The 18,150-nt window shown below is 69.6% G+C and carries 20 protein-coding genes; 13 read left to right on the top strand and 7 right to left on the bottom strand.

What is annotated here, in order from left to right:
* The first annotated feature begins 92 nt into the window (after window positions 1-92).
* Complete coding sequence (locus OG524_RS13610) at window positions 93-1,106, top strand: Ku protein (protein ID WP_405810400.1); 1,014 nt, start codon at window positions 93-95, stop codon at window positions 1,104-1,106.
* A gap of 39 nt (window positions 1,107-1,145) precedes the next feature.
* On the opposite strand, the gene ligD is transcribed toward OG524_RS13610, so the two are convergent.
* A complete protein-coding gene (gene ligD / locus OG524_RS13605; RefSeq protein ID WP_405390556.1) occupies window positions 1,146-2,105 on the bottom strand; it encodes a non-homologous end-joining DNA ligase in 960 nt (319 codons plus the stop codon).
* Between the two features lie 145 nt (window positions 2,106-2,250).
* Here ligD and OG524_RS13600 point away from each other — a divergent pair, with 145 nt between their 5' ends.
* The 3 genes from OG524_RS13600 (at window position 2,251) to OG524_RS13590 (ending at window position 4,842) form a co-directional block, all read left to right on the top strand.
* Window positions 2,251-2,601: a YciI family protein gene (locus OG524_RS13600; RefSeq protein WP_384498855.1), complete on the top strand. Its 351-nt coding sequence runs from the start codon at window positions 2,251-2,253 to the stop codon at window positions 2,599-2,601.
* A 5-nt stretch (window positions 2,602-2,606) separates the two neighbouring features.
* A complete protein-coding gene (locus tag OG524_RS13595) occupies window positions 2,607-3,893 on the top strand; it encodes an RNA polymerase sigma factor (protein ID WP_405390557.1) in 1,287 nt (428 codons plus the stop codon).
* A 394-nt stretch (window positions 3,894-4,287) separates the two neighbouring features.
* Window positions 4,288-4,842 carry a peptidoglycan DD-metalloendopeptidase family protein gene (locus OG524_RS13590; protein ID WP_405390558.1) on the top strand — a complete coding sequence of 185 codons (555 nt, stop codon included), beginning with the start codon at window positions 4,288-4,290 and terminating at the stop codon, window positions 4,840-4,842.
* A gap of 443 nt (window positions 4,843-5,285) precedes the next feature.
* Here OG524_RS13590 and OG524_RS13585 read toward each other — a convergent pair whose 3' ends face one another.
* The gene (locus OG524_RS13585; protein ID WP_405810397.1) at window positions 5,286-9,428 is read right to left on the bottom strand and encodes a CHAT domain-containing protein; all 4,143 of its coding nucleotides are present in this window, start codon (window positions 9,426-9,428) and stop codon (window positions 5,286-5,288) included.
* Between the two features lie 109 nt (window positions 9,429-9,537).
* Here OG524_RS13585 and OG524_RS13580 point away from each other — a divergent pair, with 109 nt between their 5' ends.
* Entirely contained in the window at window positions 9,538-9,972 is a 435-nt protein-coding gene (locus OG524_RS13580) for a hypothetical protein (protein WP_405810395.1), read from the top strand.
* A complete protein-coding gene (locus OG524_RS13575; protein ID WP_405810393.1) occupies window positions 9,969-10,952 on the top strand; it encodes a hypothetical protein in 984 nt (327 codons plus the stop codon). Before OG524_RS13580 ends, OG524_RS13575 begins: the two co-directional genes overlap by 4 nt.
* 69 nt (window positions 10,953-11,021) lie before the next feature.
* Here the strand turns inward: OG524_RS13575 and OG524_RS13570 are convergent, their stop codons facing one another.
* Complete coding sequence (locus tag OG524_RS13570; RefSeq protein WP_405810391.1) at window positions 11,022-11,606, bottom strand: cysteine hydrolase family protein; 585 nt, start codon at window positions 11,604-11,606, stop codon at window positions 11,022-11,024.
* 112 nt (window positions 11,607-11,718) lie between these two features.
* On the opposite strand from OG524_RS13570, the gene OG524_RS13565 reads away from it, so the two are divergent.
* The 5 genes from OG524_RS13565 (at window position 11,719) to OG524_RS13545 (ending at window position 14,427) form a co-directional block, all read left to right on the top strand.
* Entirely contained in the window at window positions 11,719-12,288 is a 570-nt protein-coding gene (locus OG524_RS13565; RefSeq protein WP_405390560.1) for a PadR family transcriptional regulator, read from the top strand.
* Entirely contained in the window at window positions 12,275-13,078 is an 804-nt protein-coding gene (locus OG524_RS13560) for an SGNH/GDSL hydrolase family protein (protein WP_405390561.1), read from the top strand. Before OG524_RS13565 ends, OG524_RS13560 begins: the two co-directional genes overlap by 14 nt.
* Before the next feature lie 37 nt (window positions 13,079-13,115).
* Window positions 13,116-13,331, top strand: a complete 216-nt coding sequence (locus OG524_RS13555) for a hypothetical protein (protein ID WP_405810388.1) — start codon at window positions 13,116-13,118, stop codon at window positions 13,329-13,331.
* Window positions 13,332-13,534: 203 nt separating this feature from the next.
* Entirely contained in the window at window positions 13,535-14,065 is a 531-nt protein-coding gene (locus tag OG524_RS13550) for a DUF6232 family protein (protein ID WP_405810386.1), read from the top strand.
* Window positions 14,062-14,427: a hypothetical protein gene (locus OG524_RS13545; RefSeq protein ID WP_405390564.1), complete on the top strand. Its 366-nt coding sequence runs from the start codon at window positions 14,062-14,064 to the stop codon at window positions 14,425-14,427. The genes OG524_RS13550 and OG524_RS13545 overlap by 4 nt, the downstream gene beginning before the upstream one ends.
* 15 nt (window positions 14,428-14,442) lie before the next feature.
* Here OG524_RS13545 and OG524_RS13540 read toward each other — a convergent pair whose 3' ends face one another.
* Window positions 14,443-14,880: a DUF4240 domain-containing protein gene (locus tag OG524_RS13540; protein ID WP_405810384.1), complete on the bottom strand. Its 438-nt coding sequence runs from the start codon at window positions 14,878-14,880 to the stop codon at window positions 14,443-14,445.
* A 336-nt stretch (window positions 14,881-15,216) separates the two neighbouring features.
* Window positions 15,217-15,717: a GNAT family N-acetyltransferase gene (locus OG524_RS13535; protein WP_405810382.1), complete on the bottom strand. Its 501-nt coding sequence runs from the start codon at window positions 15,715-15,717 to the stop codon at window positions 15,217-15,219.
* Window positions 15,718-15,815: 98 nt separating this feature from the next.
* Between OG524_RS13535 and OG524_RS13530 the strand changes: the two genes are divergently transcribed.
* Window positions 15,816-16,361 (top strand): AAA family ATPase, encoded by a 546-nt coding sequence (locus OG524_RS13530; RefSeq protein ID WP_405810380.1) that lies wholly within the window; start codon window positions 15,816-15,818, stop codon window positions 16,359-16,361.
* 27 nt (window positions 16,362-16,388) lie between these two features.
* Here the strand turns inward: OG524_RS13530 and OG524_RS13525 are convergent, their stop codons facing one another.
* A complete protein-coding gene (locus tag OG524_RS13525; RefSeq protein WP_405810378.1) occupies window positions 16,389-16,748 on the bottom strand; it encodes a hypothetical protein in 360 nt (119 codons plus the stop codon).
* 159 nt (window positions 16,749-16,907) lie between these two features.
* A complete protein-coding gene (locus tag OG524_RS13520; protein ID WP_405390569.1) occupies window positions 16,908-17,564 on the bottom strand; it encodes a TetR/AcrR family transcriptional regulator in 657 nt (218 codons plus the stop codon).
* 141 nt (window positions 17,565-17,705) lie between these two features.
* On the opposite strand from OG524_RS13520, the gene OG524_RS13515 reads away from it, so the two are divergent.
* Window positions 17,706-18,140: a Dabb family protein gene (locus tag OG524_RS13515; RefSeq protein ID WP_405810376.1), complete on the top strand. Its 435-nt coding sequence runs from the start codon at window positions 17,706-17,708 to the stop codon at window positions 18,138-18,140.
* Window positions 18,141-18,150 lie beyond the last annotated feature (10 nt).

Raw genomic sequence — 18,150 nt, 5'->3', positions numbered from 1 at the left:
GGGCGCGCCTTGACCCTCTCGGGTCGGTTCTCCCTTCCGGGCGCTCCGGTCCACCTCCCGGCCCAGCCACCAGGGGGGTCTGGAGGTACTGGATGCCGCGGCCCCTGTGGACCGGAGCGATCAGCTTCGGGCTGGTCACCATCCCGATCAAGGTGGTGTCCGCCACCGAGAACCACTCGATCTCCTTCCACCAGTACCACCTGGAGGACATGGGCCGGATCCGTACCCGCAAGGTCTGCGAGCTCGACGGCGAGGTGCTCTCGCAGGACGAGATCGGCAAGGGGTACGAGATCGGCAAGGACCGGACCGTGCCCGTCACGGACGAGGAGCTCGACCGGATGCCGCTGCCGACGGCCAAGGCCATCGAGATCGTCGCGTTCGTCGGCGCGGACACGGTCGATCCCGTCCGGATCAGCGACAGCTACTACCTCGCGGTCGACGGCCAGGTCGCGGCGAAGCCGTACACGCTGCTGCGCAAGGCGCTGGAGCGCAGCGACAAGGTCGCCGTCGCGAAGTTCGCCTGGCACAACCGGGAACGGCTCGGTCTGCTGCGGGTGCGGGACGACGCGATCGTGCTGCACGCCATGCGGTGGCCGGACGAGATCCGCAGCCCGGAATCCCTGGCCCCCGGGGACGTGGAGCTGGACGAGGACGAGATCGAGCGGGCCGTCCAGCTCACCGACACCATGGCCCTCGACGGCATCTCCGGCTTCCGGGACCGTTATCAGGAGGCCCTGGAGGAGCTGATCGCGGCGAAGTCGGAGGGCAAGGAGCTGCCGGAGCCGCGCGAGGGCGGGGAGGAGGAGACGGGCAGGGTCATGGACCTGATGGCCGCGCTCAACGCCTCGGTGAAGGCGGCGCGCGAGACGCGGGGCGAGCAGGCGGAGGAAGAGCACGCGACGGTGCACGAGATGAGGCCCGGCACGCGCAAGAGGACCGCGAAGAAGACGGCCGCCAGGAAGACGAGCGCCGGGAAGACGGGCGCCGGGAAGACGGCCGCCAGGAAGACGAGCGCCGGGAGGACGAGCGCCGGGAGGACGGCGAAGACGAGTGCCGGTGGGAAAGCGGCGAAGAAGACGGCCACGAGGAAGCGGACGGCCTCCTGACGCCGGGTCGGGACGCGGAACCGCTCTGCCGCCCCCCCGTCACGGCAGGTCGTCCGGTGCGAGGTCGGGGCGGAGGCGGTGCCAGGATGGCTGGCGCAGCCGTCCCGCCCTGGTCCGGGTCGCGTACCGCACCTCGCCCACCAGCCTCGGCAGCACCCACCGCGCGCCCGCGACCCGGGGCACCTCGTCGAAGGGGCACGTGTCGATCTCGGCGACGGAGAGCAGCCGGGCGAGCCTGGTCCGTTCCGCGTCGCTCCACCCCGTTCCGACACTGCCCGCGTACCGGAGGCCGCCCTCGTGCCGCTCCCCGAGCAGCAGCGCCCCCGGCAGACCGCCCAGCCGGCCGCGGCCGGGCACCCAGCCGCCGACGATCACGTCCATGGTGCGGACATGGCGGATCTTGATCCAGGTGCGGGAGCGGACCCCCGGTTCGTACACGGAGGTCAGGCGCTTCGCGATCACGCCCTCCAGCCCGGCCTCCCGGGTCATGTCCAGGGCCTGCGCGCCGTGCCCGACGACGGCCGCGGGCGTCGACCAGTGGGACGCGGCCAGCCCGAGCGCCTCCAGCGCGGCACGCCGCTCCGCGTACGGCAGGGGCACGAGATCCCTGCCGCGCAGGAACACGGCGTCGAACAGGACGAGATGGGCGGGGACCCGCTCCGCCATGCGCGCGGCCTTCGCCGGGGATCCGGACAGGCCCATCCGGGACTGCAGCCGCTCGAAGTCGCTGCGCCCCTGACTGTCCAGCGCGACGATCTCGCCGTCCAGCACGGCCGGTACGCCGCCGAGTGCGGCCCCGAGCCCCGCGAGATCCGGGTAGGCCGCCGTGATGTCCGTCCCCGACCGGGCCCGCAGTTCCACCGAGCCGTCGCCCGGCAGGTAGGCCATGGCCCGCTGGCCGTCCTGCTTCACCTCGAAGGCCCAGCGGTCGTCGGTGGCCGCGGGCGGCAGGGGACCGGGAGTCGCGAGCATCGGGGCGATCCGGGGCAGAGTGGCCATGGCGGAAGCCTCTCAGCCGACCGTGCGCAGAAGCCGGGACGAGGAATCTTCGAAGGGCGTGTCGATCCGGGCGTGGCCCGTACGTCGTCATGGTGTACGCGGGAAACGTGTACGGGAGACGTCAGAAGCAGACAGGAGCCGGACCATGAAGTACATGCTGTTGATCCACAGTGGTGCGACCGACGAGAACGGTGGTGCCGCCGAGTGCACGGTCGAGGACTGGATGAGCTACGACAAGGAGGTCAAGGACGCCGGGATCCTGGTCTCCGGGGAGTCGCTCGCCGACCTGGTCACCGCCACGACGGTCCGGGTCGGGCCCACGGGGGACAGGACCGTCACGGACGGGCCGTTCGCCGAGACCCGTGAGGTCCTGGGCGGCTTCCTCGTCATCGACGTGCCGGACCTCGACGCCGCCCTCGACTGGGCGGCCCGGTGTCCGGGTGCACGGGGCAGCGGGTCGGTCGTGGTGCGCCCGGTCGCCGACTTCGGGGCCTGACGGCGATGGACGAGGGAACCGCCGGGGCCGGCGGGCAGATGTCGGCCGCGTCGTCCGTCGCCGCGGTCTTCCGGGAGGAGCGCGGCCGGCTGCTGGCCTCCCTCGTCCGCCGTTACGGCGATCTGGACCTGGCCGAGGAGGTCACCTCCGAGGCCATCGAGGCGGCCCTGGTGCACTGGCCGGTCGACGGCGTACCGGCCAGGCCGGGCGCCTGGCTGCTGACGACGGCCCGGCGCAAGGCCGTCGACCGGCTGCGCCGCGACCAGGCGTACGCCGCCCGGCTGGCCGTCCTCCAGATCGAGGCGGAACGGGCCGGCCCGGCCCCGCCCGCCGACGCGGACGGCGACCTGCCCGACGAGCGGCTGCAGCTCTTCTTCACCTGTGCCCATCCGGCGCTCGGCCCCGAGGACCGTGGCGCGCTCACCCTGCGCTGCCTCGCCGGTCTGACGACCCCCGAGGTCGCGCGGGCCTTCCTCGTCCCGCCCGCGACGATGGCGCAGCGGATCGTGCGGGCCAAGAGGAAGATCCGTGAAGCCCGTATCCCGTTCCGTGTCCCCGGTGCCGACGAACTGCCGGACCGCCTGCCGGGGGTCCTCCAGGTCCTCTACTCGATCTTCACCGAGGGGTACGCGGCCAGCTCGGGCCCCGACCTGCGGCGGACCGGACCGGCGGAGGAGGCCATCCGGCTGGCCCGGATCCTGCGGGCACTGCTGCCCGCGGAGCGGGAGACGGCCGGGCTGCTCGCCCTGATGCTGCTGGTCCACGCCCGGCGCGAGGCCAGGACGGGGCCAGGCGGTGCGATCGTGCTGCTCGACGACCAGGACCGGGACCGCTGGGACCGCGCGATGATCGAGGAGGGCTCCGGGCTGGTGGTCACCGCACTGACGGGCGGCCCGCCCGGCCCGTACGGGGTGCAGGCCGCGATCGCCGCCCTGCACGACGAGGCCGATTCGGTCGCCACCACCGACTGGCCGCAGATCGTCGCGCTGTACGACGTGTTGCGGGCGCTGGACCCGTCGCCGGTCGTCGCCCTCAACCGGGCGGTGGCCGTCGCGATGCGGGACGGACCGGAGGCCGGTCTGGCCCTCCTCGACGGGCTCGCCGACGAGCCCCGGCTGCGGGCCTACCATCCGTACGCGACGGCCCGGGCCGACCTGCTGCACCGCCTCGGCCGCCGGGCGGAGGCCGCGGAGGCGTATCGTGAGGCGCTGCGGCTGGCGGGCACGGAACCCGAACGCGCCTACGCGCGACGGAGGTTGACCGAGTCGGAGCAGGGGCCCCGCGAGGGGTGACCCGCTCTCCGGGCTCTCCCGGTCCTCTCGTGCCGCTCTTGCCCGGACCCCCTTCCCGGCGAGGGTGAGCAGGGGCGAACACACCTCCCGCGCGCACTTTCCGGCGCCCGGGCCGGACGCCGTACGCGGCCGGCCGACGGCGGGCGCCACCCACCTGGACTTTTGCTTTCCGATTCCGGTCACGGTGCTGTTGGCCTGCACCAATGCGGGCGGGCGGCGCGTGGGGCGGGTCAGTGGTCGAGGCCGATCAGGGGCACTTGCGGGTTCTTACAGGTTCTTGCCGGTTCTTTCCCCGGGCCTTGTGCGACGGGTCGGCCGGGCCAATCCTTGCCTCCTCTCCGCCCCCGGCAGGGACGCGGAGTCCGGTTCTCGTGGAAGACGAACGGAGACGTACATGAGCGGAGTGAGAACGGTCCTGCGCCGCATGGCCGTTGGGGCGAGTGCGCTGCTGACGGCGGTGGGCATCACGATGACGGGGGCGACCCCGGCCGCCGCCGTGGACTACTACTACGAGCTGCCGTACCCGGCGGGGGAGGCCTACACGGTCACCCAGGGGCCGGAGGGCACGTACTCGCACACGGGGCCGTACAACGAGTACGCCTGGGACTTCGGGCTTCCCGCCAACTACGAGGTGTCCGCCGCGCAGGCGGGCACCATCGTCATCTCGAACTGGTCGCCGTACTGGCAGAACGGCATCGAGGTGATCATCAGGCACTCGAACGGCCAGTGCACCCACTACGCCCACCTGAACCAGTCGTTCTACGAACCGGGTGACTGGGTCCCGCAGGGCCGGATCGTCGGTTACTCGGGCAGCACGGGCGCCTCCACGGCCCCGCACCTGCACTTCCAGGTGATCGACTGCAACAGCCGCGTGGGCCTGCCCGCCACCATCCAGGGCTGGACGCCGTACACCGGGACCAGGCCGGTCAGCGTGAACTACTACGCCTGATCCGGCGGCCCGTGCCGTTCCTCGCGGGGAACGGGTTTGCGGGCCGGAAGGGTAGGCGGAGCGGCGCTTGAAGGTTGACCCGTCCGTCGGACTTCTGTTCCAGCCGTGCCGAGAGGGCCATACCGGCGTGGTCCAGGAGTTCGACGAGGCGGTCAGCGGCGGGAAGCAGGAGCGGTAGGACACCGGGTGGCCAAACGGCCGGGCCGGGCTCAGGTCCTCGTCGCCGATGTGGCCTCCGGGCATCAGGTGGCCGCCGGGCGCGAGGGCGCGGTGGAACTCTACGAAGACCCGGACGAGTTGTTCCGGTGGGGTGTGGTGGGCGGAGTGGACGGCCAGGATGCCGCCCGGCCCGACGTCCGGAATGCCGAGCGCGGGAGTTTCTCGGTAGTGTCGGCGTACTCGCTGACGGGCCCCACGCCGCTGCGTCCAGGATCGCTGTGCACTCAACATGCCGGCGGAAGTACGGGCCCCGCCGGACCTAGATGGGTGTGGCTGATCCAGGCGAACGGATATACGAGATCGTCCTGCAGCTTCTCCTGCGCCAAACGGGCTCGCAGCGTGAACAGTGTTCGATGAAGGGCGAGTCCGGGATCCCGGATGTGCCGCAGTTCCTGGTAGAAGCCGGTGGCGATGCGTTCGGCCGTGAGGTCGTCGACAGCATGACGGGCCGCGATGATATGGCGGAAGCCGGCGGAGTGGAATGCTGCCGCCAGGTGCAGTGCTTCGTCAGGTTGGTCAGGGCTTGGTGTGGCGCCATGACAGCTGGACAGGAAGGCAAGTTCGGCGTCGGTGCGCATGGCGGTGGCAAGGTCCGCAAGGGTGACCGGGGCATCGAAGGCGGACAGTGCCGCGTCGCTGGGGTCGCTGATCCCTGTGGTGCCGTGGCCGGCATAGTGGAACCACGTGTGCCCCGGCAACTCGGCGAGTATGCGGTCACGAGTTGCAGATTCGTCGTTCAACGGAGTTGCGGGAATCGGTGACTGTTCCACTACGGCGGCCACCTCGTCGGAGACCGCGGCGAGTGTCCTGTTCAGGCCGCGGGGCCTCGGCACGCCGACGGAGAGCAGCCGTGCCGGGCCAGCTGGGGCCGGGCGTCCGCCAGCCTGGGACAGGGCACGCAGGGTGACCATCTCCGAGGACGCGAACCGGTCCATGACTGCTCTGCCGGAACCGTCGTGGTAGCCCGTCGCGTGCAGCGGGAACGGAGTGAGTGGCCCGGTCGCCCCCCACCAGATCCGCCGCACCTGGGTGGTGCCGTCCGCGGGACGGACACGTTCGATCGCTTCCAGAACCGGTCCGGTGATCGATTCCCATCCCCATGCCAGCAGGTCCCCGAGCTCGTCCACCGAGCTATGGAAGGCGGCCCGGGTCGTCCGGCTGCTGGGCCGCTCCGCACACCGGTCCGCCAGAAGGCGCCGGTGGGCCGTACGAGCCGTGGCGATGGCTCTGGCGAAGGCCCTGACCTTGTCTTCCGTCTCCTCCATGGTTACAGCGGTCAGGTGAACGGGCTCGATGTCCGTACCGGTGCCGTCGTCGGAGGTATGCAGCACCAGCGCGTCGCATCGTTGGGAAGAGATGTTGACGAGTACGGCCGAGCCACCGGCGATTGCCTTCACTTCTGGAACGGCGGGCGTCGGCGACCGTCCCTCCAGGGCGCTCAGCCGGGTCAGGACACTTCGCCGTTCCGCGTTGAGGCGGCCGAGCTGTTCACCCCGTATGCCCTTACCGGATGCGGCCGCCTGCCCGGCTGGCCGGGCAGCGGCGCGGGTCAGCTCATTCAGTGAGGCATTGATCGCGTTCAGTCGCTCCGCCAACTCCAGGCTGCCGGGTGCCTCACTGCTGAGTGGTGTGTGGCTGTCGGTGATCTGCGCCCACAACTGACCGCGGCCCTGTTCGAGCAGCTGTACCGCTTCGGCATACTGTCTCAGATTCAGTGCCCAACTGGCCGCTCGGGAGGGAAATCCCGCCCAATTTCCCAGGATGGACACTCGGTCGGCGATGCGCATACCGTGCCAGTCGACTGTGGAAAAGAGTTCGAAGGCCGTTCGGGCCCCTTCGATTGCCGAGGCCGGATCCAGGACTGCGGTGAGTGCAGCCCAACTGCGGGCCGCCTCGGCGCGATCGTGGATCCGTGCGGTGGTCTGGCTTCGTGCATGGTCGTATAGGTCCAGTGCATGCTGGATCAGCTCGATGGACCTTGTTGCCGGGGCCGCTTGCTCGGCATCGGGCGGAGGGGTGCTCGCGGCCCATGCCTCGGCCACGAAGACCATGTTCTGCGCGCAGGAATTGAACAGCTCGGCCCGGTGGGCGTGTTCCGCAGAGGAAGCCCTGAGCGCGGACTCTCCCAGATCGAGGATCAGACCCAGGTCGGAAGGGTCTTGGTACGCCTTGTAGCGGCTGCGCAGCAGAGTTGCGCGGGCGGAGAGACGTCGGCTCCGCTCGATGTCCCGCAGGGGTGTCGCCCGCACCGCGTCCTCGGCGGCGCCCAGTGCCTCCTGAAGGTCGGCGGGATCCTTGCGTGTCCCGTACCGCCTGTGCAGGGCCATTGCCAGGTTGGCGAGCCTGGTGGGGAGGTGGATTGCCTGAAGAGGGCTGATCTCCACCGCGGTTCGGTGGTGCCGAATGGAGTCGTTCAGGTCCTCGGGGCAGTTGGATCGAGCGTACAACTCGCCGTACGCGGAACCGAGATTGTTGAGAATCGAGGCACGGAGTGGGGGAGATTCGCGGGCTGTCTCATCGGCCTCGACGAGAACCTGGACAGCGATGCGCAGGTCGGGAAGGTCGTGATTGTGCTCGTAGCGTCGCAGCAGGGACAGACCGAGTCTGTTGCGGTTCGTGGCTTCCGCCTCCCCGTCGCCGCCTTCGTGCAAGGCGAACTGGAGGAGCCTGATCGCCTCGTCCAGGTCGTTCAAGTCGCCACGCTGCTCGAACCGGCTCCGCAACATGTTGGCCAGAGACGACCTGCGTACCGCCAAGGAGTGTGCGGAGGGAATGTCAGGAGCGTCGATAGCCGCTGCTCTGCGCGCGAGCGTGATTGCGGAGTCGAGGGCTTCGCTGTTTCCGGTGAGCCGATTACGGTGCTCGTACAGGCTTCCCAGCATGGAGATCAACGGGGTGGCGAGCACCTCGCTGCCGGCCGTCTCCACGGCACTGCCCGCAATGCGGATCGCCTCTTCGAGAAGGGCCGGATTACCGTACGTCGAGTACAGATTGGCGAGCCCGGCCACCGCTTCCATCACGGGCATCACCTGCTCCCAGCCCTCAGGCGCGGGCGTCGAAGGCCCCTTTGCCGCAGTGAGCGAGGCCAGTTGCCCCTGTGCTTGCCGCAGGTTCTGCTGGATCGTCGGCCGTATCGACTCCGGCGCCTCCGCTTCGGCCGTGTGCATATGCCGAATGGCTTCGCTCAGGACGATGACGTCGCCCGTGTACTGGAACCGGGTGGCCAGGGCTGCGCCGAGGTCCGCGGTGAGCAATGCCCTGTCGGTGCCGGGCGGGCAGCAGTTGCACGCTCGCTGAAGCAGCTCGATCTGTTCGTTCAGGTCGCCGAGGTCGTTACCCATCATGAAGCGGGAGCCCACGAGAACGGCCGCGATGCGAATCAGTGGCCACCGGGGCTCATCCCCGCAGAGGTCGAGCAGACGGCGTTGATCTCCGATTGCGGTGTCCAGGTCCGACCCCGGTCCACAGATCTCGGGTACCAGAAGAGAAGCGGTGGCGAGCTTGTCTGCCAGCTCCCACCACCGATCCTCGCCGGGAACGGCCCATGACAGTGCTTCCCGGAATGCGGTGAAGCAATGCCGGAGGGCCTCGGGGTCCTGGTGGATGCGCGCGAATTGGTGGAGCGCAGCGCCGAGGTTGTCGAGTGGAACGGCACGCCGTGCACCCGCCGAAAGTTCAGCGGCCTGCCCGTGGCTGCGCACCGACTCCTCAAGCGGCCTTGCATCCATGGTGATTCGCCACAAATTGAACTGCGCCGTTCCGAGACTGTCGAGATCGCGAATCGACGGGCCGGGGTCGCCGGGTGCGAGTTGGTGAGTGGCAGTTGCTTGACTGAGCACGTCGATGCATTGCTTCAGGGCATCGGTGCTGCCGCTCAGCTGGAAGAAGTAGAACTGCAGGACGCCGACGGCTGAGAGTGCATCCCGGTGGATCCACGGGCTCGACGTCTCGTTGGCGATCGTGGTAAGAGCCGACAGCGCTGATGCGAAGGATTCGATCCTGGGCGTGTTCGACAGGGCGAAGACCTGTAATGCCTCCGTGATCCGCGCAGGCATCGCAGGCATCGGGTCGGGCGGCGCGGAACCGCGCTCCGTCGGGAGCTGGTCGAGCAGAGCGCTTCCGTCCAAGACGCTGCTGACAAGGACCGACTCTTCTGTCACCGACGTGTGGAAGGCATGGAACCAGCATGCTGTCATGAGGGCGGCGGCTTGGTGCTCACCTTGGCCCTGCATTGAGTTCAGCTGCTCTTCCAGCGCATCCATGGAGTCCTGGAGCGGCCACACGTCGGCATGGTCGGCGACTTCTGCGGAGGTATCTGATCCGGGCCGGCTGGGGCGTGGTTCCTGATCGGGTCGGCCTTGCGTCATGTCGGCTCCTCACGTGACTGACTGATCCTGTGGAGACCCGTGTGGTGAAGCACAACGAGAATCTGCGATCGGCTACCCAAACACGGCTGACTGGTCGACGATAGATGTCATGACCGACCGGAAGTGGATGTACCGGCACATCGTCGCGGAAGTGGTGGGCAAGGATGCTTCACCAGCCTCGCTCATGGTGTTTGAGGACCTGGCTGCTTCCCCCCACGATCGGGTCGTGGAAGCCGCAGCTCAGGTGCAGGCGGTCTTCGATCTGTTCCCGGAACTTCCCAGACTCTCGGTGTACGTCGAGGGCGAACCGGTCGGGGTGGCCACGTCCGAGGGCTATCCGACGGCTCCGCACGAACCGGAGTTGGGCGACGAAGGCGTTCTGGATACCAGCCGGAGTGGCGAAGGCGACCATTCCGCATTGACCGGAATATCACGAAGATTCAATGTCTTCACCTTTATGTGTCCGGAATGCCATAATGCCGTTCACACCACAGTGCCGGATTCGCCACCGACGTGCCCGAACTGCGAGACGGTCACCGGATGACGCTCGGCAAAGTACTGACTCCGGCGGGTGGCCCACTCGGCCCGCGGTTCCTGGTGGTGTCCTATCTGCCCACTCTCTTCTGTGCGTTGCTGTTGCTGATGCTCGTGTGGGCGGGCGCTCCCTCCGCCGACTTGGATCCCAACCGAGTCTGGACAACGGCGGCGGAGTTGGGGGTGGGGGAGTTGGTGTTGCTGTGGCTCGGGATCACTCTGGTGGCGGTGGTCAGTCACCCGTTGCAGCTCGGGCTCGTCCGGGTACTTCAGGGGCAGTGGCCGCGGTGGCTTGGACCTCTTGCGCGGTTCTCCAGTCGGCGGCAGGAGCGGCTCCGGGCCCGACTGCGTCGCCAGGCAGTGGTCGCAGGCCCCGGTTCCGGGATCTCGCAGGATGTGCGGAACCGGATGGGTGAGGCACAGACGGACCTGCGCCTCAGGTTCCCGCCGACCGGAATCGCTGCCCAGCCGACGGCCCTGGGCAACGTTATCGTCGCCATGGAGTACGTTGCCGGGTCCGCGTACTGCTTGGACTCGGTGGTCGTATGGCCCCGTCTGTATCCACTCTTGAGGCCGGAGAGCAAGGCCGTCGTGGATGATCACCGTGATGCCGTGGACACGGGGTGCCGACTGGCTGCCACTGTGGCGGTCACCGCGGTAGTCGCGGCTGGTCTTCTCCTGCGGGCAGGGGGTTATTGGTTGTTGATCGTGTTTGCTCTGTTTACGCTTGTGCGTGTCGCGTATCGGGGAGCGGTGTCTTCGGCAGTCGGTTATGGCATCGCGGTCAACGCCGCGTTCGATACGCATCGATTCGATCTCTACAAGAATCTGAGACTGCCGTTTCCCGCGAACCCCGCAGCCGAACGCGCTTTCAACGTCAAGCTCTCCCTGCACTGGAGGCAGGGACAGCCGGACCAGCCGCCTCCGGAGGTGGAGTACTGCGAGACCGGTGACGCGGCGGGGGCGGGAACCCAGGGCAGTACTCCTTGACAGGTGTCCGGTCGGGCCCCTGGGAAGAGGCTCCCTCCGTGTGGACTCCGGCGCCCCACAGCCCGGCCCTCACCCCTGGGCGGCGGCCGGGGCCGTGAACGTGACGTCGGCGGCCCGGGTGGTGACGTCGGCGTCCCTGCTGAGCGGCCATGCGGCGACCCGGGACACCACGGCGGCCGGGACCGCCTCGCTGATGCCGGGCTCGGCCGGTATGTCGTGCGTCGCGTGGGCGTCGTACGGCAGGACGACGCGGTATCCGAGGGCCAGCGCCGTACGGGCCGTGGCCTGGACGCACATCTCCGACATCAGGCCGCAGACCGCGAGCGAGCGCACGCCCGCGCCGGTCAACAGGCCGCCCAGCGAGGTCCCTTCGAAACTGTCGTCGTGCGTCTTGCGGATCACGGCCTCCGTGGGGCCGGTCCGGACGGGGTGGTGGAGCTCCCAGCCGGGCGTGTGCGGCGCGTCGCCCGCACCGGCGGGCCCGTCGTTCTGGATGTGGACGACGACCGCCCCGCCCGTACGCGCGCGGGCGATCAGGTCCGCTGTCCGGTCCACCAGCCGGGCGGCCTCGGGCAGTGCACCGTCGCCGGTGACGGATGCCTCCTGGACGTCCACGACGATCAGTGCCTCTACGGGAATCGAGCGGTTTCTCATGCCGTCATCATCGCCGCGGTCACCCTTTCTCGGTACTCAAGCTTATGACTAGACATATGCTTGAGTACCATGAGACCGGCTGACGGACTCGGAGAGCGAAAGGGGTACGGCGATGGCCCTGCGGCATGCGGTGCTGGCGGCACTGCTGGACGGCGAGTACAGCGGGTACCAGTTGGCGAAGGCGTTCGACATCGGCGTGGCGAACTTCTGGCACGCCGTGCCTCAGCAGCTCTACACCGAGCTGGCCAAGCTGGAGAAGGAAGGGCTGGTCGTCGGCCGGCAGGTGATCCAGGAATCCCGGCCCAACAAACGCCTCTTCAGGGTCACCGACGCCGGTCAGGCCGAGCTGGAACGGTTCGCCGCCGACGTGTCGAAGCCCTCGTTCATCCGTGACGACCTGCTGGTCAAGGTGCAGGCCGCCGACCGCATCGGCACGGCACCGGTGATCGGGCAGCTGGAGGAGCGGGCCGCCGCGGCCGACGCCAAGATCGAGATGCTCGACAAGCTGCTGCTCCGGCTGCGTGGTGACATGGACGAGGACGAGTTCCTGCGGAGCGGCGAGCGCATCGGCCCGTATCTGACCTGCCTGCGCGGCCTGTCCTTCGAGCGGGAACACCGGGCGTGGTGCCTGCGGATCGCGGCCGTACTGGGAGAGAGGCAGGCCAGTCATGCCGAGCGGTGAGTACCTGCGCTACGTCGCCCTGGGCGACAGTCAGACCGAGGGCGTCGGTGACGGGGACGACACGGTCGGCCTGCGTGGCTGGGCCGACCGGTTCGCCGAGCACCTGGGCGCGGTCAACCCCGGTGTCCGGTACGCCAATCTGGCGGTACGGGGACGGGTCGCCGCCCAGGTCCACGCGGAGCAGCTCGCGCCCGCACTGGCCATGCGCCCCGATCTGGCCTCCGTCGTCGCCGGGGTCAACGACCTGCTCCGGCCGAAGTTCGACGCGGAGGAGGTGGCCGGACACCTGGAGGAGATGTTTGCCGCGCTCACGGCGGCAGGCGCCCATGTGGTCACGCTGACCTTCCCCGACGTCGCGAAGATCGCGCCGATCGCCCGGCCGGTCCGCTCCCGCGTGTTCGACATCAACGCCCGCATCCGGGCAGCCGCTGCCCGGCACGGCGTCACGGTCGCCGACTTCGCCCCGCTGCCCGTCGCCACCGACCCGCGCCTGTGGAGCGAGGACCGCCTCCACGCCAGCCCTCTGGGCCACACCCGGATCGCCGCAGCCGCCGCGTACGCCCTCCGGCTGCCGGGCAGCGACGAGTCGTGGGCGCTGCCCCTGCCGGCCCATGAACACCCGACGGGTCTGCGGGCGGCCGGCGCCGAGGTGCGCTGGGCGGCCGGGTTCCTCGGCCCGTGGCTCGGCCGCCGACTGCGCGGCAGGTCCTCCGGCGACGGCCGTACGGCGAAGCGCCCGGAGCTCCTGCCGCTGGGCGTGGCGGCGGCCCCGCCGTCGGCGTCCTTGTAGACCGGTTCCCGGCCGGGACGGGGGTGGCACGGGCAACGTGGCCGGTGCCGACGTCTTCCCGCTCGACGAGCCCGGCCGGATCACGCTCGCGGCCCGCGGGGGCGAGCGCACCGTCACGACGGACGACCGGGCCGGAATGTTCCCCGCGGTGAAGGGCGACGCGATCATCCCCAAGGACGGCGACGACGCCCGTATCGCCCCACCCGCTACCGGGACTGGCCCACTTCCTGACGCCCGCCCCGCGTCCCCGTAGCCGGCCTCCGCACGGGGTGCGGGGACGTTTGTCTGAATCAGGTCGGTCGCCGAGAAAGCCCTCTCCGCATCTGACAACACTTCAGATACCTTCGACAGCAAGGAGTTGATGCACACCATCGGGGGGTCGGTATGCAGGAACCGGGTGCGGAGGAACGGCCGTGGCACAACCGGCCGGAGCCGGTGAGAGTGTCGGCGCAGACGGTGGAGCTTCGAATCAGCAAGCGGCTGCTCTGGGTCGGGGGCGCCGCCTACCCGCTGCACAACATCGCGCGGGTGTACACCTTCATCCTGACGCCGAAGCGCCAGGAAGCCACCATGCGCTTCCTGAAGCGGGTCGGTATCACGCTGGCGGTGCTGTTGATCCTCACGATGATCGGCCAGATCGCCTTCCTCGGCAGGGGCGAGAGCGATGGCTTCGTGAAGTTCGCCTGGTTCGTCGGCCTCGTGGCGTTCGTCGTGTACGTCACCGACCTGCTCACCGTGCTGACAGCGGCCTCGCACCACGTCGTGGCGATCGAGACGGCGGGACCGTCCACCGCGATGGTGACCGGCCGGAACGCGGAGCACCTCAGGCAGCTCGTCGGCTACATCGCCAACGCGATCGAGAACCCCGAGACGGAGTTCCACGTCCGGGTGGAGCGGCTCATGATCAGCAGCCCGCAGAACTACCACTTCGGTGACAACGTCAACATGTACGGGGGATCGGGCAACGTGGGGATCACCAACGCATGAGCGCCGACGGCAACAACTACAACTTCGGCGACATCGTCAACATGCACGGCGGGACGGGCAACTACGGCATCGTGAAGGGCCGGACGACACCCGGCACCACCCCGTCGGCGCCCCCCGCCCTCGAAGCAGCCCTACGGGAACTCCTGTTGCTGGTACAGGAGTTGCGAGACCAGGTCTCTCCCCTGAACGCGCGGACGATCGACGACTCCGTGACGGCCATCGACGGCGACACGGGCACCCCGCCCGAGGAACGGCACAGGGCGCTCCTCGCGGTCGCGGGCATCGCCGCGACGGTCGGCACGGTCGGGGAACCGGTCCTGGAAGCGGTCAACAGGATCCTGGAACTCCTGGGCGTGAAGTAGGGGCGGGGACCGCACTCACCGGCCGGTCCCGGCCCACCCCTCGGCGTTGGAGTACGACTCGTAGCTGTAGCGGGTGGCGCCGTCCCACTCCTCGCCCGTGAGGATCAGGTACGCCTCGTCCGGCACGTACAGCAGCGGCTCGGCCCAGACGAACTCGGCGGCGTACGGCCGGAACAGGCCGGGCGTGGCCAGGACGCGCTCGAACTCCCGGCGCCCGGCGGCGACCACGGCGGCGCGTGTGTAGAGGAACTGGTCCCCCGACAGCTCACCGCCGAACTCCCGGCGGTCCAGCCGGTACAGGGCCCAGGACAACTGCTCTGCGAAGCCGGTCACGGCCGATACGGGACCGGCGGCGAGGCGCTCGGTCAGCGCGGGGGCGAGCAGCTCCGCCTCCGGGTCGGGGGCGGCGGGCCGGCAGTCCTCGATGAGCTGCCAGAAGTCGTCTTCGGTCATGCTCCGCAGCATGCCGGACGGGTCTGACAACGCCCCGTTCGCACAACAGGTCCGGGGCGACCCGGCCGGCCTGCCGCACGGCCTCGCCGATGCCGACGGTCGCGGGTGCGGACGCTGTCGAACCTCCGGGCCGCCCACCGGTGGGAGAGCGAACGGCGGGCGGCCCGGTCGGTGCGGTCAGGGCGTGATCAGGGAGCGAGCACGACCGTCTTGCCGAGCAGTCGCCCGGCACCGGCGTCCTCGTGCACGGAGGCCGGCTCGGCCACCGGGCGGTGGGCGGCCACGCGGTGCGCGTGGACGTCGGTCGGTCACACCGCGCGCGTGGCCGTCGACAGGTCAGACGGTGCGCTCCATGCAGACGAGCCGGTCCCGCTCGTCCCACGGTTCGGTGACACTGAAGCCGAGCCGCTCGTACAGGGCGATGGCGCCCGCCCGCCAGTCCCACACCGACAGCCGGACCCCGCCGACACCGCTCTCGGCGCAGTGGGCGAGCGCGGCCTCGATCAGGCCGGAGGCCACGCGTCGGCCGCGGAACGCGGGGTCGGTCCAGAGCCGCTTGATCTCCGACCGTTCTCCGTCGGCCGCGGTCACGACCACGCAGCCCACGGCGGTGTCCCCGCTCGACGCGACCAGCACGACATCGCCGGCGAACGCGGCCCGCGGGTCCAGGACTTCGGCACGGTAGCGCTCCGGCAGCCCGGCCGCAGCGCCGACGGGCGTGCCCTTCTCGGCCTCCGTGGCCAGGTGGTAGGCGGCGAGCAGGCCGGTCAGCCCGTCCTCGGTGACCGGCCCCGGACCGGGCCACCGGGTGATGACAACCTCACGCTGATCAGCCATGGAACCAGGATCACATACCTGGCTGCGTGCCAATATGAGCCGACGTCCGAGCCGCTGCCGCCGGCCTCCCGGCGCCGCTCCTGTGGAAGAGAGCCGCTATGGGTACCGAGCTGGATTCCGCCGTCGTCCTGATCACCGGTGTGATGGCCTCGGGGAAGTCGACGGTGGCGGAACTCCTGGCCGGACGGCTACCCCGGGCAGCCCATGTGCGCGGTGACGTCTTCCGGCGGATGCTGGTCTCCGGCCGGGAGGAACTCCTGCCGCAGGCGACCGCCGAGGCTTCGGCCCAGCTGGCGCTCCGTTACGGGCTTTCCGCGATGGTCGCCGACGAGTACGCGCGCAACGGGTGGACCGCGGTCGTGCAGGACATCGTCCTGGGGCCGGATCTCGCCGACTACGTCACGACGGTCCGCACCCGCCCGCTGTACGTCGTCGTCCTCGCCCCGTCGCGCGCCGCTGTGCGGGCCAGGGAGTCGCAACGCCCGAAGGCCGGTTACGGCGCCTGGACGATCGAGGCCCTGGACGAGGTGCTCCAGCGGGAGACGCCACGCATCGGACTCTGGCTGGACAACTCGGAACAGACCCCGGCCCGGACGGTCGAAGCCATCCTCGGCAACCTTGCGGCGGCCCGCGTGAATCCGTGAATCGGGCGGCGTACGGGGGGTGTTCCGCTACCAGGCATCCCGGAGTGCGGCATGCCTGGTCTGCTGGACCGGGACCTCCACGTGGCCGTAGTCGGAGCCTGCGCGAATGAGGTGGCGGATCCTCGTCAGGCGGTCGCGCACCGCTGTCCGCGTGCGGGTCTCGGTGTACGACGCCTCAAGCCCGACGTTCTTCCCTCCGTAGTGGCGGGCCGTCGCGGACTCGATCGAACGGGTGTGGAAGACCTTCATCCGTGGGACGGGTCTGCGGCCCTCCTTCTCCGCCGAGGCGCGTTCGGCGGACGAGTAGCGGAACGTCGTGACCCGTTTCGGTCTGCGGGCGCTACGGAACAGGTCGTTGACGGGCGGATGGTGGGCGGTGCGAGCCATGGAACAGCTCCCCTTCCTTGCCCCGGAAGCGTTCCGGGGTAAGGGGAAGCCGACCGTGAACCGTCTGCCCGTGAGCGGGTCGAAGGTCAGCTCCCCTCCTCCGTACCGTCGGCACCCGCACCCACTGCCCGTGAACACCGGCCTTCGCGAGCGTAGTTGTTACGCGGCGGGCCCGTACGCCCGGACGAAGGTGTCGACGGCGGCTGCCGCAATCGCGTTCGTCCGGGCGGCGGGGACCTTGCGGGTGCCCAGGCCGGACGTGGCCTCCATCGGGCCGGTGAGCAGCGCGAGCAGTTGCCCGGCCGCCACCTCGGGGTCGCAGGGGCGCAGTCGGCCGGTCAGTGCGAGCCGTGCCAGACGGTCGGCCAGTGCCTCGGTGAGGCCGAGCGAGGTGCGCGTGTGCACGGTTTCGAGCAGGTCGGGGAAGTCGGCGGCCGTGGCAAAGGCGAGGCGGCGCAGGGCCTGTGAGCGTTCGGAGCAGCAGACCTTGAGCATCCGGCGGGAGACGTCCTCAAGGGCGGCCGGCAGATCCGGCCCCGGGTCCCGCAGCCGGTCCACGGCCTTGATGTTCTCGGCGGCGACGGACTCCGCCGCGCTCTCCATCGCGTGCCGGAAGACGGCTTCCTTGTCCCGCAGGTGGTTGTAGAGCGTCGGCTTGGCCACCCGTGCCTCGTCCGCGATCTCCTGCATGCACGCCTGGGCGTAACCGCGACGGGTGAAGACGGCGAAGGCGGCGTCCAGGATCGCGCGCCGTGTGTCGATCCGTCCGCGCGTGGACCTCGGTGCCGCCTCTCGTGCCGCCTCGCGTGCTGTCACGGTCCCATCGTAGCGCGGTTCGAGCCTACTTGATTGAACCAGTTGGTTCAGTTTTCCAGAACGCGTTGACCACTTCCTGGGAGTGCCCCTAGTTTGAACCCGCTGGTTCAGAATTCGCTACCCTCATGGAAAGGAACCGACGTGATCGTCAACACTCTGAGGTTCAGCTTCAAGGACGATGTCGGACCGGAGCGGCAGGCCGCGGTGCTGGCCGCCATGCGGCGTACGGCAACGGTGGAGTCGGTGTCCTTCTCCACCGTCGGCCCCGATCTCGGCGACCCGGCGGAGGGGTTCACCCACGGGTACTGCACGGGGATCGCGGATCTGGCGGCCCTGGAGCGCTATATGCACGACCCGGTCCATCTGGCCGGGGACCTGGTGATCATCCCGGCCCTGGCGAGGCTGCACGCGGTCCGCTTCTCCGACGACGACGATCCGGAGATCCGCTCCAAGATGTTCGCGCTGCACCGGCGGAAGCTCGCCGCCTACCCGGAGTGGGAGAAGCTGCTCGACTCGATTCCGGACGCCCGGGTGGACGACCGGCCGGCCCCGGAGGTCCCCGGGGCCGGCCGGTGAAGCCGTCGTA

Origin of the sequence: Streptomyces sp. NBC_01520, from assembly GCF_045040375.1 — a bacterium.
Classification (GTDB): domain Bacteria; phylum Actinomycetota; class Actinomycetes; order Streptomycetales; family Streptomycetaceae; genus Streptomyces.
The sequence above is the reverse complement of the archived record's forward strand: the minus strand, read 5'-3'. Positions and strand labels throughout refer to the sequence as shown.

Bases quoted from the DNA above. Each gene is read 5' to 3' on its own strand.
- OG524_RS13610 (WP_405810400.1), top strand. From the start codon at position 93: ATGCCGCGGCCCCTGTGGACCGGAGCGATCAGCTTCGGGCTGGTCACC.
- ligD (WP_405390556.1), bottom strand. From the start codon at position 2,105: ATGGCCACTCTGCCCCGGATCGCCCCGATGCTCGCGACTCCCGGTCCC.
- OG524_RS13600 (WP_384498855.1), top strand. From the start codon at position 2,251: ATGAAGTACATGCTGTTGATCCACAGTGGTGCGACCGACGAGAACGGT.
- OG524_RS13595 (WP_405390557.1), top strand. From the start codon at position 2,607: ATGGACGAGGGAACCGCCGGGGCCGGCGGGCAGATGTCGGCCGCGTCG.
- OG524_RS13590 (WP_405390558.1), top strand. From the start codon at position 4,288: ATGAGCGGAGTGAGAACGGTCCTGCGCCGCATGGCCGTTGGGGCGAGT.
- OG524_RS13585 (WP_405810397.1), bottom strand. From the start codon at position 9,428: ATGACGCAAGGCCGACCCGATCAGGAACCACGCCCCAGCCGGCCCGGA.
- OG524_RS13580 (WP_405810395.1), top strand. From the start codon at position 9,538: ATGACCGACCGGAAGTGGATGTACCGGCACATCGTCGCGGAAGTGGTG.
- OG524_RS13575 (WP_405810393.1), top strand. From the start codon at position 9,969: ATGACGCTCGGCAAAGTACTGACTCCGGCGGGTGGCCCACTCGGCCCG.
- OG524_RS13570 (WP_405810391.1), bottom strand. From the start codon at position 11,606: ATGAGAAACCGCTCGATTCCCGTAGAGGCACTGATCGTCGTGGACGTC.
- OG524_RS13565 (WP_405390560.1), top strand. From the start codon at position 11,719: ATGGCCCTGCGGCATGCGGTGCTGGCGGCACTGCTGGACGGCGAGTAC.
- OG524_RS13560 (WP_405390561.1), top strand. From the start codon at position 12,275: ATGCCGAGCGGTGAGTACCTGCGCTACGTCGCCCTGGGCGACAGTCAG.
- OG524_RS13545 (WP_405390564.1), top strand. From the start codon at position 14,062: ATGAGCGCCGACGGCAACAACTACAACTTCGGCGACATCGTCAACATG.
- OG524_RS13540 (WP_405810384.1), bottom strand. From the start codon at position 14,880: ATGACCGAAGACGACTTCTGGCAGCTCATCGAGGACTGCCGGCCCGCC.
- OG524_RS13535 (WP_405810382.1), bottom strand. From the start codon at position 15,717: ATGGCTGATCAGCGTGAGGTTGTCATCACCCGGTGGCCCGGTCCGGGG.
- OG524_RS13530 (WP_405810380.1), top strand. From the start codon at position 15,816: ATGGGTACCGAGCTGGATTCCGCCGTCGTCCTGATCACCGGTGTGATG.
- OG524_RS13525 (WP_405810378.1), bottom strand. From the start codon at position 16,748: ATGGCTCGCACCGCCCACCATCCGCCCGTCAACGACCTGTTCCGTAGC.